Below are 25,301 nucleotides of genomic sequence, written 5' to 3'. Positions count from 1 at the left end.
ACGTGCCGCGATTAGGCGGTGTTTCCGGTTCGCCGGAAATGCGCTTAATCGCGGTGATTTTTTTTATAGCCGTTTTTAGCGATTGAGCCGTTTATGAGCACCATTCCGTTGACAAAGCGTGGCGCAGAGCAACTGCGCGATGAATTGCAGCGCCTCAAGTCCGTCGAGCGGCCGGCCGTGATCAACGCGATCGCGGAGGCCCGCGCACAGGGCGATCTGTCCGAAAACGCCGAATACGACGCTGCGAAGGAAAAGCAGGGCTTTATCGAGGGCCGCATCGCGGAACTCGAATCGAAGCTGTCCGCTGCGCAGATCATCGATCCGACCGTCCTCGATGCGGACGGCCGCGTGGTGTTCGCCGCGACGGTCGAGCTCGAGGATCTCGAGTCGGGCGACACCGTCAAGTACCAGATCGTCGGCGACGACGAAGCCGATATCGATCATGGCCTGATCTCGGTCAGCTCGCCGATCGCGCGCGCGCTGATCGGCAAGTCCGAAGGCGACGTCGCGGCCGTGCAGGCGCCGAGCGGCGTGCGCGAGTACGAAATCATTTCCGTCAGCTACATCTGAAGCGGAGCGACGCAATGCCGCATCGCGTGTTCCGCCTGCTGTCGACCGTCTGGGTCGGCAGCCTGCTGACGATCGGGTACGCGGTCGCGCCCGTGCTGTTCAAGACGCTCGAGCGAATGACGGCCGGTTCGGTCGCGGCCCAGCTGTTCCGCATCGAGGCGATCGTCGGCGTCGTGTGCGGCGTGCTGCTGCTCGCGCTGTCGAACCAGCAGGTGCGGCGCGGCGGCGACGAATATCGCCGCGTGCGCTGGGTCGTCGCGGCGATGGTCGTCTGCGTGCTGATCGGGTATTTCGCGCTGCAGCCGTTCATGAACGCGCTGCGGGTGGCCGCGATGGAAGCGGGCACCGATATCGCGAACTCGCCGTATGCGAGCCGCTTCGGGATGCTGCACGGCGTCTCGAGCCTGTTCTACCTGGTCGAGAGCGTGCTGGGGCTGATGCTGATCTGGCGTCTGCCGGCGCGCGACGCGTAAGCGTCCCGGCGCCGCGCGGGCCGGCTGGCGCCGGGCCCGGGGCTCGCAGGACGGCACGGGTGACCCGTGCCGTTCTCGATCACTTGTCCTGGAACGGCCGCTTCGTGCTTGCCTGGCGCTTTTTCGCGCGCTTCACGTTGCCGCCGGCCGTTACGCGCTCGTTGCCGCGCACGACGACCTTGGTCGGCTTCGGCCGGCGCACCGGGCTCGCGTTCGGCGACACCTTGACGACCTTGACGGTGCGCGGGGCGCGGCCTTTCCTGTCGTCGGCGGCTTCGGCCGCGCTCGGCAGCGCGCCGGCACGGCGGCCGCGGGCCGGGGCCGCCACGGCGGCCTCGGGCTTCCAGATCACCAGCAGCTTGCCGATGTGCTGGATCGGCGCGGCGTCCAGACGGTCGCAGATCTCGTCGTAGATCGCGATGCGCGCGTCGCGTTCGTCGCCGAACACGCGGATCTTGATCAGCTGGTGCGCGTCGAGGTGCACCTTGATTTCCTTCAGCACGGCGTCGGTCAGCCCCTCGGCGCCGATCAGCACGACGGGCTTGAGCGCATGGGCCTGGGAGCGCAGCGCGGAGCGCTCGGCGGGGGAAAGCGAAAGGGCGGGCATGGAAATGTCGAAATCTAAATAAGGGCGCGTTGCACGAAAAGCGCAGGCGGAGCAGTTACCGCATCAGCCGCGCGCCGAAACCACGTAAAATCGCGGCTTGGGCCCGAAACGGGGCCGCAGCCGCGCGAAGAAGACGCGTATTATCCGCCAAAAGCGCGGCTTCACGAAGCAAATGGCAGCAATCTCTCTCTCGAATGGCAAAAAACCGCTTTAACCAGCACTGGCTGCACGACCACATCAACGACCCGTACGTCAAAATGGCGCAGCGGGAGGGCTATCGCGCGCGCGCCGCGTACAAGCTGAAGGAAATCGACGAGCAGGACAAGCTGATCCGTCCGGGCCAGGTGATCGTCGATCTCGGCGCGGCGCCGGGCAGCTGGAGCCAGTATGCCCGCAACAAGCTCGCGCAGGGCAAGAAGCGCGACGCGGTGCGCGAGGGCGGAATCGACGGCACGATCGTCGCGCTCGACATGCTGCCGATGGAGCCGATCGCCGACGTGCACTTCATCCAGGGCGACTTCCGCGAGGACGACGTGCTGCACCAGCTCGAGGACGTGCTCGAAGGTCGCCCGGTAGACCTTGTTATTTCCGACATGGCCCCCAACCTGTCGGGCGTGGCGTCGGCGGATGCGGCGCGCATCGAGCACGTGTGCGATCTGGCGCTCGAATTCGCGCAGAATCATCTGAAGCCGGACGGTGCGCTGCTCGTGAAGTGCTTTCACGGCAGCGGCTACAGCCAGATCGTCGAGAAGTTCAAGCAGCAGTTTAAAGTCGTCGCACCACGCAAACCCAAGGCGTCCCGCGACAAATCGTCCGAAACGTTCATTTTGGGTCGGCATCTGAAGCATCCGCAGTAACGCGGAGCACGGAGCCGCAAACGGGCTCCGGCCCTTGCCAGACAAGCGAATCGCTATCGCGGCGGTTGTCAATGCTTATGGCGGGGGTGGTCGGACTGGATTAGAATGACCGAGGAGCGCCGCAAGGAAAATGTAGGCGCTCGTCTACGAGTGAAGGAGTGGTGCTTTGAACAACAATATGTTTTCGAAGGCAGCAGTGTGGCTGGTGATCGCACTGGTGCTGTTTACGGTGTTCAAGCAGTTCGACAAGCCCCGCGTCCAGGAAGGCGTGTCCTATTCGCAGTTCATGGACGACGCCAAGAACGGCAAGGTCAAGAACGTCATCGTTCAGGGGCGCAACCTCACCGTCACTCCGGCTGATGGCCAGAAATACCAGATCGTGTCGCCCGGCGACATCTGGATGGTCGGCGATCTGATGAAGTACGGCGTGCAGGTCAGCGGCAAGGCCGACGACGAGCCGAACGCACTGATGTCCGCGCTGTACTACCTCGGGCCGACGATCCTGATCATCGTGTTCTGGTTCTACATGATGAGGCAGATGCAGGGGGGCGGCAAAGGCGGCGCATTCTCGTTCGGGAAATCGCGCGCGCGGCTGATCGACGAGAACAACAACGCGGTGAACTTCTCCGACGTCGCGGGCTGCGACGAAGCGAAGGAGGAAGTGTCCGAGCTGGTCGACTTCCTGCGCGATCCGCAGAAATTCCAGAAGCTCGGCGGTCGGATTCCGCGCGGCGTGCTGCTGGTCGGCCCGCCGGGGACCGGCAAGACGCTGCTCGCCCGCGCGATCGCCGGTGAAGCGAAGGTGCCGTTCTTCAGCATCTCGGGTTCGGACTTCGTCGAAATGTTCGTCGGCGTCGGTGCGGCCCGCGTGCGCGACATGTTCGAGCAGGCGAAGAAGCATGCGCCGTGCATCGTGTTCATCGACGAAATCGACGCGGTCGGCCGTCATCGCGGCGCCGGCATGGGCGGCGGCAACGACGAACGCGAGCAGACGCTGAACCAGATGCTCGTCGAGATGGACGGCTTCGAAGCGAACTCGGGCGTGATCGTGATCGCCGCGACCAACCGTTCGGACGTGCTCGACAAGGCGCTGCTGCGTCCGGGCCGTTTCGACCGCCAGGTCTATGTCGGCCTGCCGGACATCCGCGGCCGCGAGCAGATCATGCGCGTGCACCTGCGCAAGGTGCCGATCGCGAACGACGTCGATGCGGCAGTTATCGCGCGCGGCACGCCGGGCTTCTCGGGCGCCGATCTCGCGAACCTCGTGAACGAGGCGGCGCTGTTCGCCGCGCGTCGCGGCAAACGCATCGTCGAGATGCAGGATTTCGAGGACGCGAAGGACAAGATCTTCATGGGTCCGGAGCGCAAGTCGGCCGTGATTCGCGAGGAAGCGAAGCGCGCGACCGCGTACCACGAGTCGGGCCATGCGGTGATCGCGAAGCTGCTGCCGAAGGCCGATCCGGTGCACAAGGTCACGATCATTCCGCGCGGCCGTGCGCTGGGCGTCACGTGGCAGCTGCCGGAGCATGACAACGAGACGTACTCGAAGGACTACCTGCTCGACCGTCTGGCGATCCTGTTCGGCGGCCGCGTGGCCGAGGAACTGTTCCTGAACCTGATCAGCACCGGCGCATCGGACGACTTCAACAAGGCGACGCAGACGGCGCGTGCGATGGTGGCCCGTTTCGGCATGACCGACGCGCTCGGGCCGATGGTCTACGTCGACGACGAGAACGACGGCGGTCCGTTCGGCCGCGGCTTTACGCGCACGATCTCGGAAGCGACGCAGCAGAAGGTCGACGCGGAAATCCGCCGCGTGCTCGACGAGCAGTACGGGCTGGCCCGTCGCCTGCTCGAGGAGAATCGCGACAAGGTCGAGGCGATGACGGCCGCGCTGATGGAGTGGGAGACGATCGACGCCGATCAGATCAACGACATCATGGAAGGGCGTCCGCCGCGTTCGCCGAAGTCGCCTGCGGTCGGCAGCGACCCGTCGTCGGGCGGCGGCAGCAGCGCCGAGGTCAAGCCCGGCAACGCTCCGGCGCCTGCTTCGCCGGTATAAACTCCGCTTTAGCTCCGTTCACGGGCTGGTGTGATTCCACACCGGCCCGTTTTGCATTCATCCAAGCCTGCCGCTCGTGTCCGATTTCTCCGTTTTCCCATCTGTTCCCGCGCCGCTGCGGTGCGGTCGCTTCACGCTGACGTTCGAACGCCCGCTCGTGATGGGCATCCTCAACGCAACGCCCGACTCGTTCTCCGACGGCGGTCGCTTTCTCGCGCGCGACGACGCGCTGCGGCAGGCCGAGCGGATGATCGCAGAAGGCGCCGACATCCTCGACATCGGCGGCGAGTCGACGCGCCCGGGCGCGCCGCCGGTGCCGCTCGACGAGGAGCTCGCGCGCGTGATTCCGCTCGTCGAGGCGCTGCGGCCGCTGAACGTGCCGCTGTCGATCGATACCTACAAGCCGGCCGTGATGCGCGCGTCGCTCGCCGCCGGCGCCGACCTGATCAACGACATCTGGGGGTTCCGGCAGCCGGGCGCGATCGACGCGGTGCGCGACGGCGACAGCGGGCTGTGCGCGATGCACATGCTCGGCGAGCCGCAGACGATGCAGGTCGGCGAACCGGATTACGGCGACGTCGTGACCGACGTGCGCGATTTTCTGGCCGCGCGCGCGCAGGCGTTGCGCGACGCGGGTGTCGCGCCGGAGCGGATCTGCGTCGATCCCGGTTTCGGGTTCGGCAAGGCCGTGATCGACGACAACTATGCGCTACTGGCCGCGCTGCCCGACACGGCGCCCGTGCGGCCCGACGGGCGCGCGTATCCGATCCTCGCCGGCATGTCGCGCAAGTCGATGCTCGGTGCGGTGATCGGCGGCAAGCCGCCGGTCGAGCGCGTCGCGGCGAGCGTCGCGGCCGCGCTGTGCGCGGTCGGGCGCGGCGCCGCGATCGTGCGCGTGCACGACGTCGCGGCGACGGTCGATGCGCTGAAGGTATGGAATGCCGTGCGCGAAGCCGCACGGCAACGGTAAGTCAGAAGACGAAGGAGGAAGAATCACCATGGGACGTCGATATTTCGGCACGGACGGCATTCGCGGTACGGTGGGCGAAGCCCCGATCACGCCCGATTTCGTGTTGCGTCTCGGTTATGCAGCCGGCAAGGTGCTGGCCGGCGCGGCGGAGGTTGCGACCGGCGCGCGGCCGACCGTGCTGATCGGCAAGGACACGCGCGTGTCGGGCTACATGCTCGAGGCCGCGCTCGAAGCCGGCTTCTCGGCGGCGGGCGTCGACGTGATGCTGGCCGGCCCGATGCCGACGCCGGGCGTCGCATACCTGACGCGCGCGCTGCGCCTGTCGGCCGGCGTCGTGATCAGCGCATCGCACAACCCGTATCAGGACAACGGCATCAAGTTCTTCTCGGCGGACGGCAACAAGCTGCCGGACGACACCGAGGCCGAGATCGAAGCGTGGCTCGACAAGCCGCTCGAATGCGCGCCGTCGGACCGGCTCGGCAAGGCGCGCCGCCTCGACGACGCGGCCGGCCGCTACATCGAATTCTGCAAGAGCACGTTTCCGGCCGCGTTCGACCTGCGCGGGCTGAAGCTGGTGGTCGACTGCGCGCACGGCGCCGCATATCAGGTCGCGCCGCACGTGTTCCACGAGCTCGGCGCGGAGGTGATGCCGATCGGCGTCGCGCCGAACGGCTTCAACATCAACGACGGCGTCGGCGCGACCGCGCCCGATGCGCTGGTGCGCGCGGTGCGCGCGAATCATGCCGATCTCGGCATCGCGCTCGACGGCGACGCGGACCGCCTGCAGCTCGTCGACGCGACGGGCCGGCTGTACAACGGCGACGAGCTGCTGTACGTGCTCGTCAAGGACCGCATCGCGACCGACGGCAAGGTCGACGGCGCGGTCGGCACGCTGATGACCAACCTCGCGGTCGAGGTCGCGCTGCAGCGCGCCGGCGTGAAGTTCGTGCGCGCGGCGGTCGGCGACCGCTACGTGCTCGAACAGTTGCGCGAGCACGGCTGGCAGCTCGGCGCGGAAGGCTCGGGACATATCCTGTCGCTCGACCGGCATTCGACCGGCGACGGCATCGTGTCCGCGCTGCTCGTGCTGGCCGCGCTCAAGCGCAGCGGCAAGACGCTCGCGCAGATGCTCGACGGCGTGACGCTGTTCCCGCAGAAGCTGATCAACGTGCGGATGAAACCGGATGCCGACTGGAAGGGCAGTGCGTCGATCCGCGCGGCGATCGAGGCGGCCGAGGCGGCGCTGGCCGACAGCGGGCGCGTGCTGATCCGCGCGTCGGGCACCGAGCCCGTGTTGCGCGTGATGGTCGAAGCGCAGCATGCGGCCGATGCGAGCCGCCACGCGGAGGCGATCGCCGAAGCCGTGCGCGCGGCGACGGCCTGAACGCGGGCGGCACCGGGATGTGCGAACCCGCGCGTCTCCGGTGCCGCCGGCTGGTGCATCGAGATAGGCGGCGCCCGACGGGCGCCGTTTTTCATTTGAGTCGCGCGACCGGCGGTGCGTCGCTTTGCTGGCGCGCCGCGGCGCCAGACGTGCCGGAGACCGGTTCGCTGCGCGCGTGGCTTCCGACCCCGCTATGCGCGGCCGCAGCCGCGGCGAAGGGCTTTCCACGCGGTGCCCGGAACGATACGATCCGCTCGCGCACCGCGTAAGGGTGCCGCATTTCTCCTCTTCGGACCGGCAATTCTTGCCGGCCGCCGTGCCGCGCCGCCACCCCGGCGGACGCTGCTATACCCTTTCAACCAGTCATGTTACTGTCACGCCAGTTTCATCGATTGTCACATTACCGTCATGAGCAGCCCCTAACCTTCGCGGTGCCGTAGTCATCCGCTCACACACTGGAGGTCTCATGAAATTGATGCAAACCGCGATTGCCGGCCTGGCTGGCGCGCTTTTCGCCGTTGCCGCGCACGCTGCCGACATCACGGGGGCAGGCAGCACGTTCGCAATGCCGATCTACACGAAATGGGCTGCCGACTACCAGCAGTCCGGCGGCGCGAAGATCAACTACCAGGGTATCGGCTCGTCGGGCGGCCTGAAGCAGATCATCGCGAAGACGGTCGATTTTGCCGGTTCGGATGCGCCGCTGAAGGACGACGAACTCGCGAAGGAAGGCCTGTTCCAGTTCCCGACGGTGGTCGGCGGCGTGGTGCCGGTCGTCAACGTGCCGGGCGTGAAGGCCGGCGAACTGACGCTGTCGGGCCCGGTGCTCGGCGACATCTACCTCGGCAAGATCAAGAAGTGGAACGACCCGGCGATCGCCGCGCTGAACCCAAAGGTCAAGCTGCCGGATACGGACATCGCCGTGGTGCGCCGCGCTGACGGTTCGGGCACCAGCTTCATCTGGACGAACTACCTGTCGAAGGTCAACGGCGAGTGGAAGTCGAAGATCGGCGAAGGCACGACGGTCAACTGGCCGACGGGCACGGGCGGCAAGGGCAACGATGGCGTCGCGGCCTTCGTGCAGCGCCTGCCGGGCGCGATCGGCTACGTCGAGTGGGCGTACGCGAAGAAGAACAACATGGTCTACACGGCCCTGAAGAATTCGTCGGGCGCCGTCGTCGAGCCGAAGACCGAAACGTTCAAGGCCGCAGCCGCCAGCGCGAACTGGTCGAAGTCGTTCTACCAGATCCTGACGGACGAGCCGGGCAAGGACGCATGGCCGGTCGTCGGCGCGACGTTCGTGCTGCTGCACGCGAAGCAGGACAAGCCGGCGCAGGGCACGGAAACGCTGAAGTTCTTCGACTGGGCGTTCAAGAACGGCGAGAAGGCGGCCGACAGCCTCGACTACATCTCGCTGCCGTCGGCAGTCACGGCCGAGATCCGCAAGCAGTGGAAGACGAAGGTGACGGACGCATCGGGCAAGCCGATCGCCGAGTAAGCTTTGCAGCGGTTCGCTGCCCGGCCGTACCGGCCGGGCAGTGTGTGCGGTAAGGCCGGGCGTTACGGCGTCCGGCGATCAAAAGCAGGCACCCATGTCTGATATTTCATACGTGTCTTCCCGGTCCGCCGGCGGTGCGCCGCAACGCGCGCCCGGCCGTCTCGGCGACATCCTGTTCGGCGGCCTTGCACGGCTCGCCGCCATCGTGACCCTGCTGCTGCTCGGCGGGATCATCGTTTCCCTGATCATTGCGTCGATGCCGACCATCCAGAAGTTCGGCCTCGGCTTTCTGTGGCAATCCGAGTGGGATCCCAACTCGGACGTCTACGGCGCGCTCGTGCCGATCTACGGCACGCTCGTGACGTCGGTCATCGCGCTCGTCATCGCGGTGCCGGTCAGCTTCGGCATCGCGCTGTTCCTGACCGAACTGTCGCCCGTGTGGCTGCGCCGCCCGCTCGGCATCGCGATCGAACTGCTCGCCGCGATTCCGTCGATCGTGTACGGCATGTGGGGCCTGCTGGTGTTCGCGCCGATCTTCGCCGAATACTTCCAGAAACCGCTCGGCCGCCTGTTCGAGAACGTGTGGATTCTCGGCCCGCTGACCGCCGGCCCGCCGATCGGCATCGGCATTCTGGCCGCCGGCGTGATTCTCGCGATCATGATCATCCCGTACATCGCGTCGGTGATGCGCGACGTGTTCGAAGTCACGCCGGTGCTGCTGAAGGAGTCGGCGTACGGGATCGGCTGCACGACCTGGGAAGTGATGTGGAAGGTCGTGCTGCCCTACACGAAGACCGGCGTGATCGGCGGCGTGATGCTCGGCCTCGGCCGCGCGCTCGGCGAAACGATGGCCGTGACCTTCGTGATCGGCAACACGAACCTGCTCGACAGCGTGTCGCTGTTCGCGCCGGGCAACAGCATCACGTCGGCGCTCGCGAACGAATTCGCGGAAGCGCAGCCGGGCCTGCATACGTCCGCGCTGATGGAGCTGGGCCTGATCCTGTTCGTGATCACCTTCATCGTGCTGGCCATCTCCAAACTGCTGCTGCTGCGTCTCGAGAAGGGAGAGGGCAAGAAATGAGCGAGCCCATCATGAATTTTCCGGGGCCGGACGGCGCCGCGCTCGAAGCGATGCGCACGCGCCTGCAGCGCAAGCGCAAGGTGACCAACGCGATCGCGCTGACCGCGTCGCTCGGCGCGATGGCCTTCGGCCTGCTGTGGCTCGTCTGGATCCTGTACACGACGCTGCACCTGGGCATCGGCGGCCTGTCGCTGCAGCTGTTTACGGAATCGACGCCGCCGCCGAACACCGAAGGCGGCGGTCTCGCCAACGCGATCGTCGGCAGCCTGCTGCTGTGCGGCTTCGGCACGTTGATCGGCACGCCGATCGGCATTCTCGCCGGCGTCTATCTCGCCGAATACGGCCAGAAGAACGTGCTCGCGAGCACGATCCGCTTCATCAACGACATCCTGCTGTCGGCGCCGTCGATCGTGGTGGGCCTGTTCGTGTATGCGCTGGTCGTCGCGAAGTCGGGCCGCTTCTCGGGCTGGGCCGGCGTCATCGCGCTCGCGCTGCTGCAGATCCCGATCGTGATCCGCACCACCGAGAACATGCTGAAGCTGGTGCCCAACGCGCTGCGCGAAGCGGCCGTCGCGCTCGGCACGCCGAAGTGGCGGATGGTGCTGAAGATCACGCTGCGCGCTTCGCTCGGCGGCATTGTGACGGGCGTGCTGCTCGCGGTTGCGCGGATCGCCGGCGAAACGGCGCCGCTGCTGTTCACCGCACTGTCGAACCAGTTCTTCTCGTTCGACATGAGTCAGCCGATGGCGAACCTGCCCGTCACGATCTTCAAGTTCGCGATGAGCCCGTTCGCGGAATGGCAGTCGCTCGCTTGGGCGGGCGTGTTCCTGATCACGCTCGGGGTGCTCGGACTGAACATCCTGGCGCGTACGATCTTCTCGAAAAAGTAACGGCGGAGCAATCCGATGAATATGGCAGAAAGCCACCTGAATCCAGTCGAGCGCGCTGCTGCGCCCGCCGGCTCGCACGATGCGGCGAACGGTCGTCCGCTTGCGCCGCTGAACGCGAAGATCGAGGTCAACAACCTCAACTTCTTCTACAACAAGTTCCATGCGCTGAAGAACATCAACCTGCGCATTCCGGACGGTAAGGTGACCGCGTTCATCGGCCCGTCGGGCTGCGGCAAGTCGACGCTGCTGCGCACCTTCAACAAGATGTTCGCGCTCTATCCGGAGCAGCGAGCCGAGGGCGAGATCCTGATGGACGGCGAGAACCTGCTGACGACCAAGCGCGACATCTCGCTGCTGCGCGCGCGCATCGGCATGGTGTTCCAGAAGCCGACCCCGTTCCCGATGTCGATCTACGACAACATCGCGTTCGGCGTAAAGATGTTCGAGAAGCTCACGCGCTCGGAGATGGACGACCGCGTCGAGTGGGCGCTGACCAAGGCCGCGCTGTGGAACGAAGTGAAGGACAAGCTGGGCCAGAGCGGCTACGGCCTGTCGGGCGGCCAGCAGCAGCGTCTGTGCATCGCGCGCGGCATCGCGATCCGTCCGGAAGTGCTGCTGCTCGACGAGCCGTGCTCGGCACTCGATCCGATCTCGACGGGCCGCATCGAAGAGCTGATCGCCGAGCTCAAGAGCGACTACACGGTCGTGATCGTCACGCACAACATGCAGCAGGCGGCACGTTGCTCGGACTACACGGCCTATATGTACCTGGGCGAGCTGATCGAGTTCGGCGAGACCGAAAAGATCTTCATCAAGCCGGTGCGCAAGGAAACGGAAGACTACATCACCGGCCGCTTCGGCTGATGACGGAGAACAACAGTCATGTCGGATAAACATTTGTCGAGCCAGTTCGACGCCGATCTCAACGCGGTGTCGTCGAAGGTGCTGGAGATGGGCGGGCTCGTCGAGTCGCAGATCGTCGGCGCGATGACTGCACTCAACGAATTCGACCGCGATGCGGCCGAACGCGTGATCGCGGCCGAGGAGACCCTGAACGCGATGGAAGTCGACATCGACCAGGAGTGCGGCAACATCATCGCGCTGAGGCAGCCTGCCGCGCGCGACCTGCGTCTTTTGATGTCGATTTCGAAAACGATTACGAACCTCGAGCGCGCCGGCGACGAAGCCGAGAAGATCGCGAAGCGCGTGCGCCGTCTCGTCGACGAGCCGGCCGCGCGTGCGGTCAACATCGCCGAGATCAAGGTGTCGGGCGAGATGGCCGTGACGATCCTGCGCCGCGCGCTCGACGCGTTCGCGCGTCTCGATACGGTCGCCGCCGCGCAGATCGTCAAGGACGACAAGGAAATCGACCAGGAATTCCGCGCGTTCGTGCGCAAGCTCGTGTCGTACATGCAGGAAGATCCGCGCACGATCTCGGTCGGCCTCGAATACCTGTTCATCGCGAAGGCGATCGAACGGATCGGCGACCACGCGAAGAACATCGCCGAATTCATCATCTACATCGTGAAGGGCACCGACGTGCGGCACCAGCCGCGCGACTTGCTCGATCGCGAAGCCAACAGTTAACGCGACTACGCCAGGAAGACAGAGGTGCCGATGCCCAGCAACATTCTCGTCGTTGAAGATGAGCCCGCGATTTCCGAACTGATCTCGGTGAATCTCCAGCATGCCGGCCATTGCCCGATCCGCGCGTACAACGCGGAACAGGCGCAGAACCTGATCAGCGACGTGCTGCCCGATCTCGTGCTGCTCGACTGGATGCTGCCGGGCAAGTCCGGCATCGCGTTCGCGCGCGACCTGCGCAACAACGAGCGGACCAAGCACATCCCGATCATCATGCTGACCGCACGCGGCGACGAGCAGGACAAGGTGCTCGGCCTCGAGATCGGCGCGGACGACTACGTGACCAAGCCGTTCTCGCCGAAGGAGCTGATGGCGCGCATCAAGGCCGTACTGCGGCGCCGTGCGCCGCAGCTGACCGAGGACGTCGTGTCGATCAACGGCCTGCGTCTCGATCCGGCCACGCACCGCGTCGCCGCGCATGCGGAAGGCAGCGAGATCAAGCTCGATCTCGGCCCGACCGAGTTCCGCCTGCTGCATTTCTTCATGACGCATCCGGAGCGCGTGCACAGCCGCACGCAGCTGCTCGACCAGGTGTGGGGCGATCACGTGTTCGTCGAGGAGCGTACCGTCGACGTGCATATCAAACGATTGCGCGCGGCCTTGAAACCGGCCGGCTGCGATGCGATGATCGAGACCGTGCGCGGCAGCGGCTACCGGCTTGCCAAGCACGCGTAACGTAGTCGGACGTGCCGTGTGCCACGGCATGCCGTTCATTCTTCCGGACGCTGAATCATGAACATCATCTGGGCGCGCTTTCTGGTGTCGCTCGTGCTGCTCGTGCTGATCAGCGTATTGGTCGGCGTGTTCGCCGGCCCGATCGCGGGGCTCGGATTCGCGGTCGCGATGCTGGTCGTGCAGGGCTTTTTCAGTACGTTCCATACGCAGCGCCTGTGGCGCCTGCTCGATGCACCCGTCTACGGCGAGGTGCCGAGCGCGCCGGGCATCTGGGGCGAGATCTATTACCGGCTGCACAAGCTCGCGAAGCAGTGGCATGCGCAGGTGCGGCAGGTCGAGCAGCAGCATTCGCGCTTCATCCAGGCGATCCAGGCATCGCCGAACGGTGTCGCGATGCTCGACGACCGCGACCAGATCGAGTGGTGCAATTCGATCGCCGAAGTGCATTTCGGTCTCGACGCGAAGCGCGACTTGCGGCAGCACATCACGAACCTCGTGCGTCATCCGGACTTCGTTCGCTACCTGAACGCGCAGCATTACGACGAAACGCTGGTGATGCGCGGAATGGGCGGCGCGCGGCAGAACGTGCTGGCCGTGCAGGTGTTCCCGTACGGCGAGAATCGCAAGCTGCTGCTCACGCAGGACATCACCGAGCTCGAGCGCACCGATGCGATGCGGCGCGACTTCGTCGCGAACGTGTCGCACGAGCTGAAGACGCCGCTCACCGTGCTGTCGGGTTTTCTGGAGACGATGCGCGAGCTGCCGCTGAACGAGGAGGACCGCGCGCGCTATCTCGACATGATGGAGCAGCAGGCGTCGCGGATGCGGCACATCGTGACCGACCTGCTGGTACTCGCGAAGCTCGAGGGCGAGAGCAAGCCGCCGCTCGATCGCGCGATCGACATGCGTGCGGTGTTCGACCATCTGAAGGAAGACGCGCAGACGCTGTCGAACGGCCATCACGATATTTCGTTCGAGATCGACGAGACGCTCGGCGTCACCGGTGCGCAGACCGAAGTGTTCAGCGCGTTCGCGAATCTCGTGACCAATGCGATCCGCTATACGCCGGACGGCGGGAAGATCTGCGTGTCGTGGCGGCGCGAGGGCGCGCAGGGCGTGTTCTCGGTGACCGACAGCGGCTTCGGCATCCCGGCGGCCGACCTGCCGCGGCTGACCGAGCGCTTCTATCGCGTCGATCGCAGCCGCTCGCGCGATACGGGCGGCACGGGCCTCGGGCTCGCGATCGTCAAGCACGTGCTGCAGCGGCACGATGCGCATCTGTACGTGCAGAGCGAGGAGGGGCGCGGCAGCACGTTTACCGCGCGCTTCCCGGCATCGCGGATCATTGCGATCCGGCCGGCGGCGTTCGAGGCGTGATCGGTGCAGCGACGCGCGTCGACGACGAGGTGAAATAAAAAACGCAGCCCGCGTGGCTGCGTTTTTTATTTCGACGGCGCGGCGCGCCGTGCGCGTGTGTTACGAACAGAACTTCGCCAGCAGCCCGAGTTGCGCGTTGCGGATGGTCTTGCCTGCGCGGCGTCGACGATAGTGCCCGTCGCTGTGCATCTGCCAGGCCGACTGGTTGTCGCCGAGGCAGACCGACAGGCCTTCGGCGATCACGCGGCGCTTGAGCTTGCGATCGCGGATCGGGAACGCGACCTCGACGCGGCGGAACAGGTTGCGATCCATCCAGTCCGCGCTCGACAGGTAGACGTCTTCCGCGCCGTCCGCGTGGAAATAGTAGATCCGGTGGTGCTCGAGGAAGCGGCCGACGATCGAGCGCACCGTGATGTTTTCCGACAGCCCCGGCACGCCCGGCTTCAGCGCGCAGACGCCGCGCACGATCAGGTCGACCTTGACGCCGGCCTGCGACGCTTCGTACAGCGCCGCGATCACCGACGGCTCCAGCAGCGCGTTCATCTTCGCGACCACGCGGGCGCGCTTGCCCGCGCGCGCGTTGTCGATCTCCGCGCGAATCGCGTCGATGATGCGCGGGTGCAGCGTGAACGGCGACTGCCACAGCTCGTGCAGCGACAGCTCGCCGCCGATGCCGGTCAACTGCTGGAACACGTGATGGACGTCCTCGCAGATCTTCTGGTCGGCCGTCATCAGCCCGAAATCGGTATAGAGGCGTGCGGTGCGCGGATGATAGTTGCCGGTGCCGAGGTGCACGTAGCGGCGCAGCGACGCTTTGCCGCCCTGCACGACGCGACGCACGATCAGCATCATCTTCGCGTGGCACTTGTGGCCGACGACGCCGTACACGACATGCGCGCCGACCGCTTCGAGCTGCGACGCCCAGTTGATGTTGGTTTCCTCGTCGAAGCGCGCGAGCAGCTCGACGACGACGGTCACTTCCTTGCCGTTGCGCGCCGCTTCCATCAGCGCGTCCATCAGCGGCGAATCGGTGCCGGTGCGATAGATCGTCTGCTTGATCGCGACGACGCTCGGATCGCGCGCGGCCTGCTGCAGCAGTTCGAGCACCGGCTGGAAGCTCTCGTACGGATGGTGCAGCAGGATGTCGCCGTCGTCGATCGCATCGAACATCGTCGGCGCATTTGCGACCACCGCCGGGATCGATGCGGTAAACGGCGTGAATTTCAGGTCCGGGCGATCGACCAGATCGGGAATCTGCATCAGGCGCACGAGGTTCACGGAACCGATCACGCGATAGCAGTCCTTCTCGCCGATGCCGCTTTCTTCCAGCAGGCGCCGCACGATGTGCTGCGGCGTGTCGGCCGACACCTCGAGCCGCACCGCGTTGCCGAGGTGGCGCGCGGGCAGTTCGCCCTGCAGCGCGACGCGCAGGTTCGTGATTTCGTCCTCGTCGACGAACAGTTCGCTGTTGCGCGTGATGCGAAACTGGTTGCAGCTTTTCACGACGAGCTGCGGGAACAGTTCGCCGACGAAGCGCTGCATGAACGAGCTCAGCAGCACGAAGCCGTGCTCGAAGCCCGACAGCGCCTGCGGCATGCGCACGACGCGCGGCAGCGCGCGCGGCGCCTGCACGATGCCCATCACGGCCTGGCGGCCGAACGCGTCGCGGCCTTCGAGTTCGACGACGAAGTTCAGGCTCTTGTTCAGCACGCGCGGGAACGGGTGCGCGGGATCGAGGCCGATCGGCGTCAGCACGGGCAGCAGCTCGTCGAGGAAATAGCCGCGCGCCCATTCGAGCTGCGCTTCGTTCCACGAGTCGCTGTTGTGGAAGTAGATGCCTTCCTGTTCGAGGGCGGGCAGCACGGTTTCGTGCAGCATCGTGTACTGGCGGTGCACGAGTCGCTGCGCGCGCTCGACGACGAGATCGTAAGCATGCTGCAACGACATGCCGTCGGGCGTCATCGCGCCGGGGTTATCACGGAGCTGTTCCTGAAGGCCGGCCATCCGGACTTCGAAAAATTCGTCGAGGTTGCTGCTGGTGATGCAGATGAAGCGCAGGCGCTCGAGCAACGGGACTTGCGGGTCGGCCGCCTGGGCCAGCACGCGCTCGTTGAATCCGAGGATGCCGAGTTCACGATTGAGAAGCGGATAACGGACGGACATCGGCAGGATAGGGGGTAAGTCAGGCGCTGTTTCGAAAGGACGCTCGGAAACTCTCACGGTGCGATGACATGCTGATGACAATCGGGAATTTATAACAGCAAATTCTAAGCCTGGAACCTTTCATTTCATAAATGTTTTGGCTATATACAATCTTGCTTTGTGCATGGTTTGCAAGCGTGACATCCGAAAGCGTTCCACGCTTAAAATACCGGCTTTGATCGACCGCTTCGCGGGCCCGGCCGGGCGCCGCGGATGAATGCGCACGGAGCCCCTTTCTGATGGTTACAACCCCCCACCTGCTGGCTGCCGTGGATCTCGGCTCGAACAGCTTCCGGCTGATCGTCGGTCGCGTCGAGGAGACGTCGGCGGGCAGCCAGATCTATCCTGTCGATGCGCTGCGCGAGCCGGTTCGACTGGCCGCCGGCCTGTCGAGCGACAAGATGCTCGATCGCGCGTCGCAGGAGCGTGGCTGGGAAGCGCTGAAGCGGTTCGGCGAGCGCCTGCGCGATTTCCATCCCGATCACGTGCGCGCGGTCGCGACCAACACGCTGCGCGTCGCGAAGAACGCCGGCGAGTTTCTCGGCGAGGCCGAGGCGGCGCTCGGCTTCCCGATCGAAGTGATCGCCGGGCGCGAAGAAGCGCGCCTGATCTATGCGGGCGCCGCGCACTCGGTGCCGGCCAGCGCCGGCAAGCGGCTCGTCGTCGACATCGGCGGCGGCTCGACCGAATTCATCATCGGCTCGCACTACACGCCGATCGTGATGGAGAGTCTCTATATCGGCTGCGTGAGCCACAGCCGCGCATTCTTTCCGGCCGGCAACGTCGACGAATACACGATGCGGCAGGCCGAGCTCGCGGCCAAGCGCGAGATCCAGATCATCTCGAGCGAATACAAGAAGGCGGGCTGGGACCAGGCGATCGGTTCGTCGGGCACCGCGCGTGCGCTGGCGGAACTCGTCGAGGCGAACGGCTTCAACGATCCGGGCATCACGCACGGCATTTCGCGCGGCGGCCTCGAACGCCTGAAGCGCGCGCTGATCAAGTCCGAGAACGTGAACCGGCTGAAGCTGATCGCGCTGAAGCCCGATCGCGTGCCGGTGCTCGCGGGCGGCCTCGCGATCATGCTCGCGGTGTTCGAGGAACTCGGCGTCGACTATGTCGACACGACCGACGGCGCGCTGCGTCTGGGCGTGCTGTACGACCTGCTCGGCCGCACGCAGCACGAGGACATGCGCGCGGTGACCGTCGAAGGCTTCTCGCGCCGCTACGGCGTCGATCGCCCGCAGGCCGAGCGGATTGCCGCGCTCGCGGTGCGTTTCTACGATCAGCTCGAGGAGCCGGACGACGAGCGTCGCGAGGAGTGCCGGATGTTCCTCGGCTGGGCTGCGGCGCTGCACGAGATCGGCCTGTCGATTTCGCACAGCGCGTATCACAAGCATTCGGCGTATATCGCGAGCAATGCCGACATGCCGGGTTTCTCGCGCACCGACCAGGCGCGCCTCGCCGCACTCGTGCTCGGTCATGCGGGCAAGCTCGGCAAGCTGTCGCAGGCGCGCGAGGTCGAGTGGCCGCTGCTGTTCTGCCTGCGGCTCGCCGCGCTGCTGTGCCGGCGCCGAACCGATGCCGGGCTGCCGGACATTTCGGTGTCGCAGATGAAGAAGGGCGGGTATGAAGTGCGCCTGCCGAGCGCGTGGGTCGAACAGAACCCGCTGACGGACTACAGCCTCAGCCAGGAGGCGGCCGAGTGGGAGAAGGTCGGCATTCCGTATCGCGTGGTTTACACGGGCGCGTGATTGCGCCGGATGCCATGGCGCGGCGCACCGCACGGGTGCGCCGCGAGTGTCGGGCGGCCGTTCAGTCCGACGAACAGACGATCGCGGTCAGAAACGGGAACGCCTGCTTGACCGTTGCGTCGCTGCCGGCCTTGCGCACGGCTTCCTCCACCGCGGACTTCGTGCCGCGCACCACGACACCGTAAGCCCAGTCGCCGATCGGCTTGCCGTCCCCCTCGCGGAAGATCGGGTCGTTCGCCTGGTAGCCGAGCACGACGTAGACGCCGAATCCGTAGGCGGTCAGCGAGCGGGCCGTGCGGAATGCGTTGACCGAATTCGATTCGACATGCATCGGTTCCGGCTGAATGTCGCCGGCCGCGAGCAGCGGTGCGACGAACTTGTGGCCGTTCGAATGGCAGTCGAGCGCGTCGTCGAGCGACCTGGCCGATGCGGTGCCGGAGGCCGCGAGGGCGAGCAGCGCGCCGCAGAGCGTGGTTCGAAGGTGGTTTTTCATGCGGTTTCGCGAGGTTGAAACGATATTATCGCGTTTTCTCGTTTATCCGGATGTAAGCCCGGCCGGTTGTCCGGGGCCGGTCGTGAAGCTGCCGTGAGTCGATGTGGAACGGCTTGACGATGACGAGCAAGCGTCGGTGGATGGTGCGAGCAAACCGGCTTCCGGCGGCGGCAAGCGCGCGCGTCAGGGCGTCCGCCAGCCAGTCAATGTTCCTATCATTGCGTCAGTCGGCACGGGCGGGCTGGATTATGTCGCGCTTTCGATGTAATCGCGCTCGATCGCTGGTAATAGCGTGATATCTTGCGGTACGACAGAAGCATCCACCGTTCATTCAGCGACGAGGAGCGACATGCGCCTAGCCGATTTCATCGTTCGGAACATGGAGCCGATCCTGGTGCAGTGGGAAGCGTTTGCCGCCACGCTGCTGCCCGCTGCGAAGAGCATGGATTCGCAGGGGCTGCGCGATCACGCGCGCCAGATCCTGGAGGCCGTGGCCAAGGACATCGACACGCCGCAAACCAGGGAAGCGCAGCGCGAAAAGTCCCTTGGACGCGGGTCCGAGCCGGTGAGCGCCAGCGATACGGCCGCACAGACGCATGCCGTTCTGCGCGCCCGGCGAGGCTTCAACATCAATCAGCTGGCAGCCGAATATCGCGCCCTGCGTGCCAGCGTGCTGCGCTTGTGGATCGACGAGTGTCAGCCGACTCCGCCTCATCTGGACGACATGATTCGCTTCAACGAGGCGATAGATCAGGCGCTTGCGGAATCGGTCGCTTTCTTTACCGAACAGGTCGAGCAGGCACGCAACCTGCTGCTAGGCATGCTGGGTCACGACATGCGCACGCCGCTTCAGACGATTCAGGTCACGGCGAGCTATCTTGTGGCGCTCAATGCGGGCGGGGACGTATCGGAGGCCGCTGCCCGGCTGATCAGAAGCGGTGGTCGCATGCAGGGCCTTCTTGACGATCTTTGCGACTTCAATCGGACCCAGCTCGGGCTCGGCATCAATGTCTCTCCCCGCCATGTCGATCTCGCCCCGGTGCTCGCGAACGTCGTGGACGAATTGCGGACCGCTCATCCCGGTCGCGAGATCAATGTCGAGATAAGCGGCGATCTGCGAGGCGAATGGGATGATCAGCGCATGCAGCAGTTGCTGAGTAATCTGGTGAGCAACGCGGTCAAGTATGGAACGCCCGATACGCCGGTCCGGGTGTCAGCGGTATCGACAGAGACGGAAGTGCTCGTCGAGATCGGAAATAGCGGGCCGGCCATCGATCGGGTCATGCTCGACCATATCTTCGATCCGCTCAGGCGCGGGGCCGATCGATCGGAAAGAACGGGCGAAGATGTCGGCCTGGGACTCGGGTTATTCATCGCCAGCGAAATAGCCAAGGCACATCGCGGCCGGATCGATGCGCGATCCGATCAGACGGAAACGGTGTTTGCGGTGCGTTTGCCGAGGAGGGGGTGAGGGGCTTTGCGGGTCGCATTGAGCGAATTCCTGGTTTCGTGTGCCGCACGTGAGTCGCAAAGAAAGCACGCGGCGAGCAAAGCGCCAAATTTGCGTCGCAAACCGAACCGCGACGACTGCACCGGAGCACCCGTAGAATTCCTGGATATCGAAAAAGGACATGTCGCGAGCGAGAGCGTGACATGTTTTTCAGTGTGCTTATAATTCCAATCATTGACGGTGTTCTTTTTTTCATGAAGAAGCTCAAGCACGGCTTACTCCTCCTGATGTCGGTGATCCTGGCGCCGGCGTATGCTTCGGCTCAGGATATATATCGAATGGCAGGTGCAGCGCAGTTCGAACCGGGGCGTGATACTCATGCACTACCCTTTCCGGTCAATCCACAGACCGCAGCATTTCTCACTTTCGATGGCAGCGAGTTTGCATTTCATTACGCCGGGCACAGGTGCAACGTAAAGATCGACAAGAAGATGCGCTTCTATGTCGACCCGGTCATCTCTCGCTCGTTCGGTTCTGGAGACAAATTCAATGCGTTTCTGACCGCCAAGTTCCATGCGAAAGGCGCGGCGCTGACTGATACCTATATCCTCGGTGATGCCGACGCGCCGCTCTGCTCGAGTCTCAAGTCCGCGATGATCTATCGATCACCGGACGAGATGGTGCTGCTCGACGGTTCTTGGGCGTACGTTTTCGAGCGTCAGACCCATGCGCCAGCAAATGCGGCGCAAAATTTTGACTGCAGTAAAGCTGAAACGAATGTCGAACGCCTTATATGCAAGAATCCAGAGCTGATTAAACTCGATGCAACTGTCAATCGCGGCTACGTTGCGATGATGCTGACCAATTCGAAGGAAATTTCATATCAAGATCCAGTGAGACTGGATCAAATCGACTGGATCAAGACGGTACGGAATTCCTGTATTGATAATGCTTGCTTGCTGAAAGCATATCGCAGCCGCGTAGCCTACATCAAAGGTAGGATAGCGAGCACGTACCCGTCTTATCCAGAAGAGAACTCCAATCAGGAAAGCGATTGATGTATGCGCGCGTCTACCCGAGCGACATGCGGAATTCGTTGTCGACTTTGCGGAGGTGCAAGATGGCGCGATCTCTCATCGTGGAGGGAGATATGACATCGCACGGAGGACGCGTGATCAGCGGCTTGGACTTGCATGCCGGATTGAGGGCCATGAGCAGGCGTATGAGTACGGTCCGGTATGGTGGCCGGTCTGTGAGACGATCGGTGTGACCGTGTGCGACGGTCCCCGTCAGTCAAGCGCTGGGCGATAGTCGATAGTCGACGTTAAGCGACGACCGCTGCGTCGCGCCAGTCAGCGCGAGGGGGGAAGACGGTGCTGGGCGGGGATGAGCCGGATGCCGTTGGGCGCGGCTTCTCCTTATGGAGATGGATTCAGATTGTGCAAAATAGTGGCAGTGGTCTGGCAGAGTGTTAAAGAAAAAGGGGTTACACGCTTTCGGCATGTAACCCCTTGATTCCTTTGGTCGGAGCGAAAGGATTCGAACCTTCGACCCTCTGATCCCAAATCAGATGCGCTACCAGGCTGCGCTACGCTCCGACGAGCCAGAGATTCTATCGTCTAATTACCCGCGCGGTCAATCGCGTTATGCGTACGGCGTGCCACGGCAGCGACGACCGCGTCATCGAACATCGCATGGGCCCGGTGCAGGCGTACCATCGCCGGTCCGGGTCGACAGGAGGCAACCATGATGAACCTGATCCTCTGGCGCCACGCCGAAGCCGAAGACTACGCGTCCAGCGATTTGGCGCGCCAGCTGACCGCGCGCGGCCGCAAGGACGCGCAGGCGATGGCCAAATGGCTGCGCGGGCGCCTCGAGACGAACAGCGTGATCCTCGCGAGCCCGGCGGCGCGTACCGTGCAGACCGTCGAGGCGCTGACCGACCAGTACCGGACCGTCGACGCGCTCGCACCGAACGCAAGCGTCGACGACGTGCTGACGGCAGCCGGCTGGCCCGACGGCATCGCGCCCACCGTCGTGATCGTCGGCCACCAGCCGACGCTCGGCAGCGTGGCCGCGCGGCTGATCGCCGGCAGCGACGACAGCTGGAGCATCAAGAAGGGCGGAATCGTATGGCTCGCGAGCCGCACGCGCGACGGCAGCAAGCAGGCGGTGTTGCGCGCGCTGCTGACGCCGGAATTGATTTGAAGGGTTTGATCATACGGTTTCGCAAGCTTTCTGCTAAAGTCAATTCGGCGACACGTCATTGAACGGACATGGTCGTGCCACATAACGGTCATGGCTGGTTACTACATTGGCGGGCATGTCGTCCTATTCCTTACGACCAGGAAAGCCTAATGCGAGAACTGCCGACGCCTACGCTCCCTTTTGCCTCGCTGCCCCTCGATTCGACGCGGCGTCATCTGCCGCGCGCTGCTGAAACCGTTACCTCGGAATACCGCCTGCGCGCCGCGTGGGCGCGCACGGAAGACGAACTGCGCGAAGCCCAGCGCCTGCGCTACAGCGTGTTCGCCGAAGAGATGGGCGCGCAGGTCAGCGGTCCCGCCGGTCTCGACGTGGATCCGTTCGATGCGTACTGCGACCATCTGCTGGTCCGCGATCTCGATACGCTGAAGGTCGTCGGTACGTACCGCGTGCTGCCGCCGCACGAGGCGGCGCGTGTCGGCCGCCTGTACGCGGAAGGCGAATTCGACCTGTCGCGCCTGACGCACCTGCGCGGCAAGATGGTCGAGGTCGGCCGTTCGTGCGTGCACAGCGACTACCGCAGCGGCGCCGTGATCATGGCGCTGTGGGGCGGCCTGGGCGCCTACATGATGCAGAACGGCTACGAGACGATGCTCGGCTGCGCGAGCGTGTCGATGGCCGACGGCGGCCACTACGCGGCGAACCTGTACCAGTCGCTGCCGGCCAGCGCGCTGACGGCAACCGAATACCGCGCGTTCCCGCACACGGCGCTGCCGGTCGACGAGCTGCAGACGGGCACCGTCGTCGCGCCGCCGCCGCTGATCAAGGGCTACCTGCGCCTCGGTGCGAAGATCTGCGGCGCACCGGCGTGGGATCCCGACTTCAACTGCGCGGATTTCCTCACGCTGTTCCGCCTGTCCGACATCAACGCGCGCTACGCGCGGCATTTCCTGGGCTGAGCGGCCCGAATCGCATCGCGTCCGTCACGGGCGCGCGCAAGTGAACGCCGTCGTGCGGCTGCCGCGCGACGGCGTTCGTGCGTTCGGACGATGTTGAACGATCTGTTATCGGTCCCTGTTAATCGGCGAGACACACGCCAACCCGCGTGCCGGGGCAGGGCACGTTCGTTGGCGGCCCGCCTGCGGAAGGGGGCCGGGACTCGTGCAAGGCGGCCTGCCTAGCGTTTTGCTAGTGCTTGCGCCGCCAGTCGAGCAGGTGGTGTTCGGCCATCCAGTGGTGGATCATCCCTTCGCCGCCGTGGCTGCGCTTGTATTCGCGCGATTCGAAGTACGACAGCGCGACGAGCACCATCAGACCGATGAACAGGCCGATCAGGCCGGCAATTTCCTCAGACGACATGGCAGCCTCCTTTCTACGGCACAGCGCCATGCGTACATATTAGGACATGCGCCGCAGGACCCCGAAACCGGAATTCCGCTAGACTCGCGCGGTCGTGGCGCGCGGTGGGCGCGCCGCTTTCCGGAGCGATACCCGATGATCCGTTTCATGCTGGCCGTGCTGGCCGCATCTCTTCTCGCCGGCTGCGCGAGCGATCCCCGTCAGGCCCGTCGCGGTCATCCGCCGGAAGACCCGGCCGACTACCACGGCGTGCCGACCGACATGACGCCGCCGTCGATGCTCACCGAGCCGCCGCCGGCCGCTCAGTAACAGTAACGGCCGAAGTAACGGCCGATCCGAATGCCGGGCGCCCGTCCGGGCATCGGCAGCTTCAGGCGCCGGTCGTCGCCGCGACGCGCGCGTCGGCGCCGATCTGCCGCACCAGGCCCGGCAGGTAGCGCGCGAGCGTGGCGCCGCGCGCGGCCATGAACAGCAGCAGCGCGAACCACAGGCCGTGGTTGCCGAACGCATCGACGAAGGCGAACGTGGCCGCGACGAAGATCGCGAACGACACGACCATCGCGCGCATCAGCGACTGCGTTTGCGTCGCGCCGATGAACACGCCGTCGAGCAGGAATCCCCACACGGACACGACGGGCGAGATCGCGGCCCACGGCAGGTAGCGCAGCGCGACCGTGCGGATGTCGGCCTGATCGGTCAGGCGCGCGACGATCCAGCCGCCGGCCGCCCAGTAGGCGAGGGCGAACAGCAGTGCGCCGAGCGCGGACCAGAACAGCGTGATGCGCACGGCCTGCCGGAACGCGGCGCGATCGCGCGCGCCGGCAGCCGCGCCGACGAGCGCCTCGGCCGCATGCGCGAAACCGTCGAGGCCGTACGCCATGAAGGTCTGGAAGTTAAGCAGCAGCGCGTTCGCCGCGAGCGTCGCGTCGCCCTGTTTCGCGCCGAGATGCGCGAACCAGCCGAATGCGCCGAGCAGGCACAGTGTGCGCAGGAAGATGTCGCGATTGAGGGCAACGAGGCGCTTGAGCGCCGCGCGATCGGCGAGTGCGCGCGGCGCGAGCGGCGGCAGGCCGCGCGGACGCAACTGCCACAGCATCCACGCGCCGAGTGCGAAGCCGCACACGTCGGCGGTGGCGGTGGCCGCGCCGATTCCGGCGATGCCCCAGCCGAAGCCGTAGACGTACAGCAGCACCGCGCCGATGTTCACCGCGTTGATGAACACCTGCGCGACGAGCGCGAGCCGCACGCGCTGCACGCCCAGCAGGTAGCCGAGCACGACGTAGTTCGCGAGCGCGAACGGCGCGCTCCAGATCCGCGTGTGGCTGTACGTCAGCGCCGTCGCGCGCACCGCATCGCTGCCGCCGAGCGCGCTCAGCGCGAACGACAGCAACGGTACCTGCAGCGCGAGCACGGCGGCGCCGAGCGCGAACGCGACGATCAGCGCACGCAGCACGTTCAGCCGGATGCCGGCGGTGTCGCCGGCGCCGTGCGCCTGGGCGACCAGCCCGGTCGTGCCCATCCGCAGGAAGCCGAAGCCCCAGAACACGAAATTGAAGAACAGCCCGCCGAGCGCGACGCCGCCGAGATACTGCGCGCCGTCGAGGTGGCCGGCGACGGCCGTGTCGACCGCGCCGAGAATCGGCTGAGTCAGGTTCGCAAGGACGATCGGGAATGCGAGCGCGAGCACGCGCCGGTGCGACGTGGCGCGACCGGCGTCGTGCGGCAAGGCGGCATCGGACATGGCGGACGC

General features: G+C 65.2%; 24 protein-coding genes and 1 tRNA gene. 19 read left to right on the top strand and 6 right to left on the bottom strand.

What is annotated here, in order from left to right:
* Positions 1-93: 93 nt before the first annotated feature.
* Positions 94-570 (top strand): transcription elongation factor GreA, encoded by a 477-nt coding sequence (gene greA / locus BST28156_RS16730; protein ID WP_006476345.1) that lies wholly within the window; start codon positions 94-96, stop codon positions 568-570.
* A gap of 14 nt (positions 571-584) precedes the next feature.
* A complete protein-coding gene (locus BST28156_RS16725) occupies positions 585-1,043 on the top strand; it encodes a DUF4149 domain-containing protein (protein WP_040127095.1) in 459 nt (152 codons plus the stop codon).
* A 79-nt stretch (positions 1,044-1,122) separates the two neighbouring features.
* On the opposite strand, the gene BST28156_RS16720 is transcribed toward BST28156_RS16725, so the two are convergent.
* The gene (locus tag BST28156_RS16720) at positions 1,123-1,650 is read right to left on the bottom strand and encodes a YhbY family RNA-binding protein (RefSeq protein WP_174902802.1); all 528 of its coding nucleotides are present in this window, start codon (positions 1,648-1,650) and stop codon (positions 1,123-1,125) included.
* 194 nt (positions 1,651-1,844) lie between these two features.
* On the opposite strand from BST28156_RS16720, the gene BST28156_RS16715 reads away from it, so the two are divergent.
* The 11 genes from BST28156_RS16715 (at position 1,845) to phoR (ending at position 14,088) form a co-directional block, all read left to right on the top strand.
* Positions 1,845-2,507 carry an RlmE family RNA methyltransferase gene (locus BST28156_RS16715; protein WP_059513551.1) on the top strand — a complete coding sequence of 221 codons (663 nt, stop codon included), beginning with the start codon at positions 1,845-1,847 and terminating at the stop codon, positions 2,505-2,507.
* Positions 2,508-2,673: 166 nt separating this feature from the next.
* The gene (ftsH, locus tag BST28156_RS16710; RefSeq protein WP_040127098.1) at positions 2,674-4,569 is read left to right on the top strand and encodes an ATP-dependent zinc metalloprotease FtsH; all 1,896 of its coding nucleotides are present in this window, start codon (positions 2,674-2,676) and stop codon (positions 4,567-4,569) included.
* Positions 4,570-4,636: 67 nt separating this feature from the next.
* Entirely contained in the window at positions 4,637-5,539 is a 903-nt protein-coding gene (folP, locus tag BST28156_RS16705) for a dihydropteroate synthase (RefSeq protein ID WP_374991865.1), read from the top strand.
* A gap of 28 nt (positions 5,540-5,567) precedes the next feature.
* Complete coding sequence (gene glmM, locus BST28156_RS16700; RefSeq protein ID WP_060241771.1) at positions 5,568-6,923, top strand: phosphoglucosamine mutase; 1,356 nt, start codon at positions 5,568-5,570, stop codon at positions 6,921-6,923.
* A gap of 466 nt (positions 6,924-7,389) precedes the next feature.
* Positions 7,390-8,421 carry a phosphate ABC transporter substrate-binding protein PstS gene (gene pstS / locus BST28156_RS16695; RefSeq protein ID WP_069244933.1) on the top strand — a complete coding sequence of 344 codons (1,032 nt, stop codon included), beginning with the start codon at positions 7,390-7,392 and terminating at the stop codon, positions 8,419-8,421.
* A 94-nt stretch (positions 8,422-8,515) separates the two neighbouring features.
* Entirely contained in the window at positions 8,516-9,502 is a 987-nt protein-coding gene (gene pstC / locus BST28156_RS16690; protein ID WP_174902800.1) for a phosphate ABC transporter permease PstC, read from the top strand.
* Entirely contained in the window at positions 9,499-10,392 is an 894-nt protein-coding gene (gene pstA / locus BST28156_RS16685; protein WP_060241777.1) for a phosphate ABC transporter permease PstA, read from the top strand. The genes pstC and pstA overlap by 4 nt, the downstream gene beginning before the upstream one ends.
* Positions 10,393-10,407: 15 nt before the next feature.
* Positions 10,408-11,256: a phosphate ABC transporter ATP-binding protein PstB gene (pstB, locus tag BST28156_RS16680; protein WP_040127104.1), complete on the top strand. Its 849-nt coding sequence runs from the start codon at positions 10,408-10,410 to the stop codon at positions 11,254-11,256.
* An 18-nt stretch (positions 11,257-11,274) separates the two neighbouring features.
* Complete coding sequence (gene phoU, locus BST28156_RS16675; protein ID WP_060241779.1) at positions 11,275-11,979, top strand: phosphate signaling complex protein PhoU; 705 nt, start codon at positions 11,275-11,277, stop codon at positions 11,977-11,979.
* A 30-nt stretch (positions 11,980-12,009) separates the two neighbouring features.
* Positions 12,010-12,711 (top strand): phosphate regulon transcriptional regulator PhoB, encoded by a 702-nt coding sequence (gene phoB, locus BST28156_RS16670; RefSeq protein WP_027787869.1) that lies wholly within the window; start codon positions 12,010-12,012, stop codon positions 12,709-12,711.
* A 57-nt stretch (positions 12,712-12,768) separates the two neighbouring features.
* Positions 12,769-14,088 (top strand): phosphate regulon sensor histidine kinase PhoR, encoded by a 1,320-nt coding sequence (gene phoR / locus BST28156_RS16665; protein WP_174902799.1) that lies wholly within the window; start codon positions 12,769-12,771, stop codon positions 14,086-14,088.
* A gap of 99 nt (positions 14,089-14,187) precedes the next feature.
* Here phoR and ppk1 read toward each other — a convergent pair whose 3' ends face one another.
* Positions 14,188-16,251 (bottom strand): polyphosphate kinase 1, encoded by a 2,064-nt coding sequence (gene ppk1, locus BST28156_RS16660; RefSeq protein ID WP_060241782.1) that lies wholly within the window; start codon positions 16,249-16,251, stop codon positions 14,188-14,190.
* Between the two features lie 278 nt (positions 16,252-16,529).
* Here ppk1 and ppx point away from each other — a divergent pair, with 278 nt between their 5' ends.
* On the top strand, positions 16,530-18,044 hold the full coding sequence (gene ppx / locus BST28156_RS16655; RefSeq protein WP_060241783.1) for an exopolyphosphatase: 1,515 nt from the start codon (positions 16,530-16,532) through the stop codon (positions 18,042-18,044).
* Between the two features lie 61 nt (positions 18,045-18,105).
* Here ppx and BST28156_RS16650 read toward each other — a convergent pair whose 3' ends face one another.
* A complete protein-coding gene (locus tag BST28156_RS16650; protein ID WP_060241785.1) occupies positions 18,106-18,537 on the bottom strand; it encodes a hypothetical protein in 432 nt (143 codons plus the stop codon).
* A 349-nt stretch (positions 18,538-18,886) separates the two neighbouring features.
* Here BST28156_RS16650 and BST28156_RS16645 point away from each other — a divergent pair, with 349 nt between their 5' ends.
* Together BST28156_RS16645 and BST28156_RS16640 are read left to right on the top strand one after the other, a co-directional pair.
* Entirely contained in the window at positions 18,887-20,008 is a 1,122-nt protein-coding gene (locus BST28156_RS16645; RefSeq protein WP_174902798.1) for a sensor histidine kinase, read from the top strand.
* 233 nt (positions 20,009-20,241) lie between these two features.
* Positions 20,242-21,045, top strand: a complete 804-nt coding sequence (locus BST28156_RS16640) for a lysozyme inhibitor LprI family protein (RefSeq protein WP_174902797.1) — start codon at positions 20,242-20,244, stop codon at positions 21,043-21,045.
* A 463-nt stretch (positions 21,046-21,508) separates the two neighbouring features.
* Here the strand turns inward: BST28156_RS16640 and BST28156_RS16635 are convergent.
* Positions 21,509-21,585, bottom strand: a tRNA-Pro gene (locus BST28156_RS16635).
* A gap of 148 nt (positions 21,586-21,733) precedes the next feature.
* Here BST28156_RS16635 and sixA point away from each other — a divergent pair.
* Complete coding sequence (gene sixA / locus BST28156_RS16630) at positions 21,734-22,195, top strand: phosphohistidine phosphatase SixA (RefSeq protein WP_174902796.1); 462 nt, start codon at positions 21,734-21,736, stop codon at positions 22,193-22,195.
* 149 nt (positions 22,196-22,344) lie between these two features.
* Complete coding sequence (locus BST28156_RS16620) at positions 22,345-23,151, top strand: GNAT family N-acetyltransferase (protein WP_009687383.1); 807 nt, start codon at positions 22,345-22,347, stop codon at positions 23,149-23,151.
* A 229-nt stretch (positions 23,152-23,380) separates the two neighbouring features.
* Here the strand turns inward: BST28156_RS16620 and BST28156_RS16615 are convergent, their stop codons facing one another.
* Positions 23,381-23,551, bottom strand: coding sequence for a hypothetical protein (locus tag BST28156_RS16615; RefSeq protein ID WP_162840567.1), 171 nt, complete (start codon positions 23,549-23,551; stop codon positions 23,381-23,383).
* A 135-nt stretch (positions 23,552-23,686) separates the two neighbouring features.
* Here BST28156_RS16615 and BST28156_RS16610 point away from each other — a divergent pair, with 135 nt between their 5' ends.
* On the top strand, positions 23,687-23,860 hold the full coding sequence (locus tag BST28156_RS16610; protein ID WP_174902795.1) for a hypothetical protein: 174 nt from the start codon (positions 23,687-23,689) through the stop codon (positions 23,858-23,860).
* Between the two features lie 61 nt (positions 23,861-23,921).
* Here BST28156_RS16610 and BST28156_RS16605 read toward each other — a convergent pair whose 3' ends face one another.
* Positions 23,922-25,292 (bottom strand): MATE family efflux transporter, encoded by a 1,371-nt coding sequence (locus BST28156_RS16605; RefSeq protein WP_174902794.1) that lies wholly within the window; start codon positions 25,290-25,292, stop codon positions 23,922-23,924.
* Positions 25,293-25,301: the final 9 nt, after the last annotated feature.

The organism is Burkholderia pseudomultivorans (genome assembly GCF_902499075.1).
Lineage (GTDB): Bacteria > Pseudomonadota > Gammaproteobacteria > Burkholderiales > Burkholderiaceae > Burkholderia > Burkholderia pseudomultivorans.
Note: the sequence above shows the minus strand (reverse complement) of the source record. Positions and strands in the feature narration are given on the sequence as shown.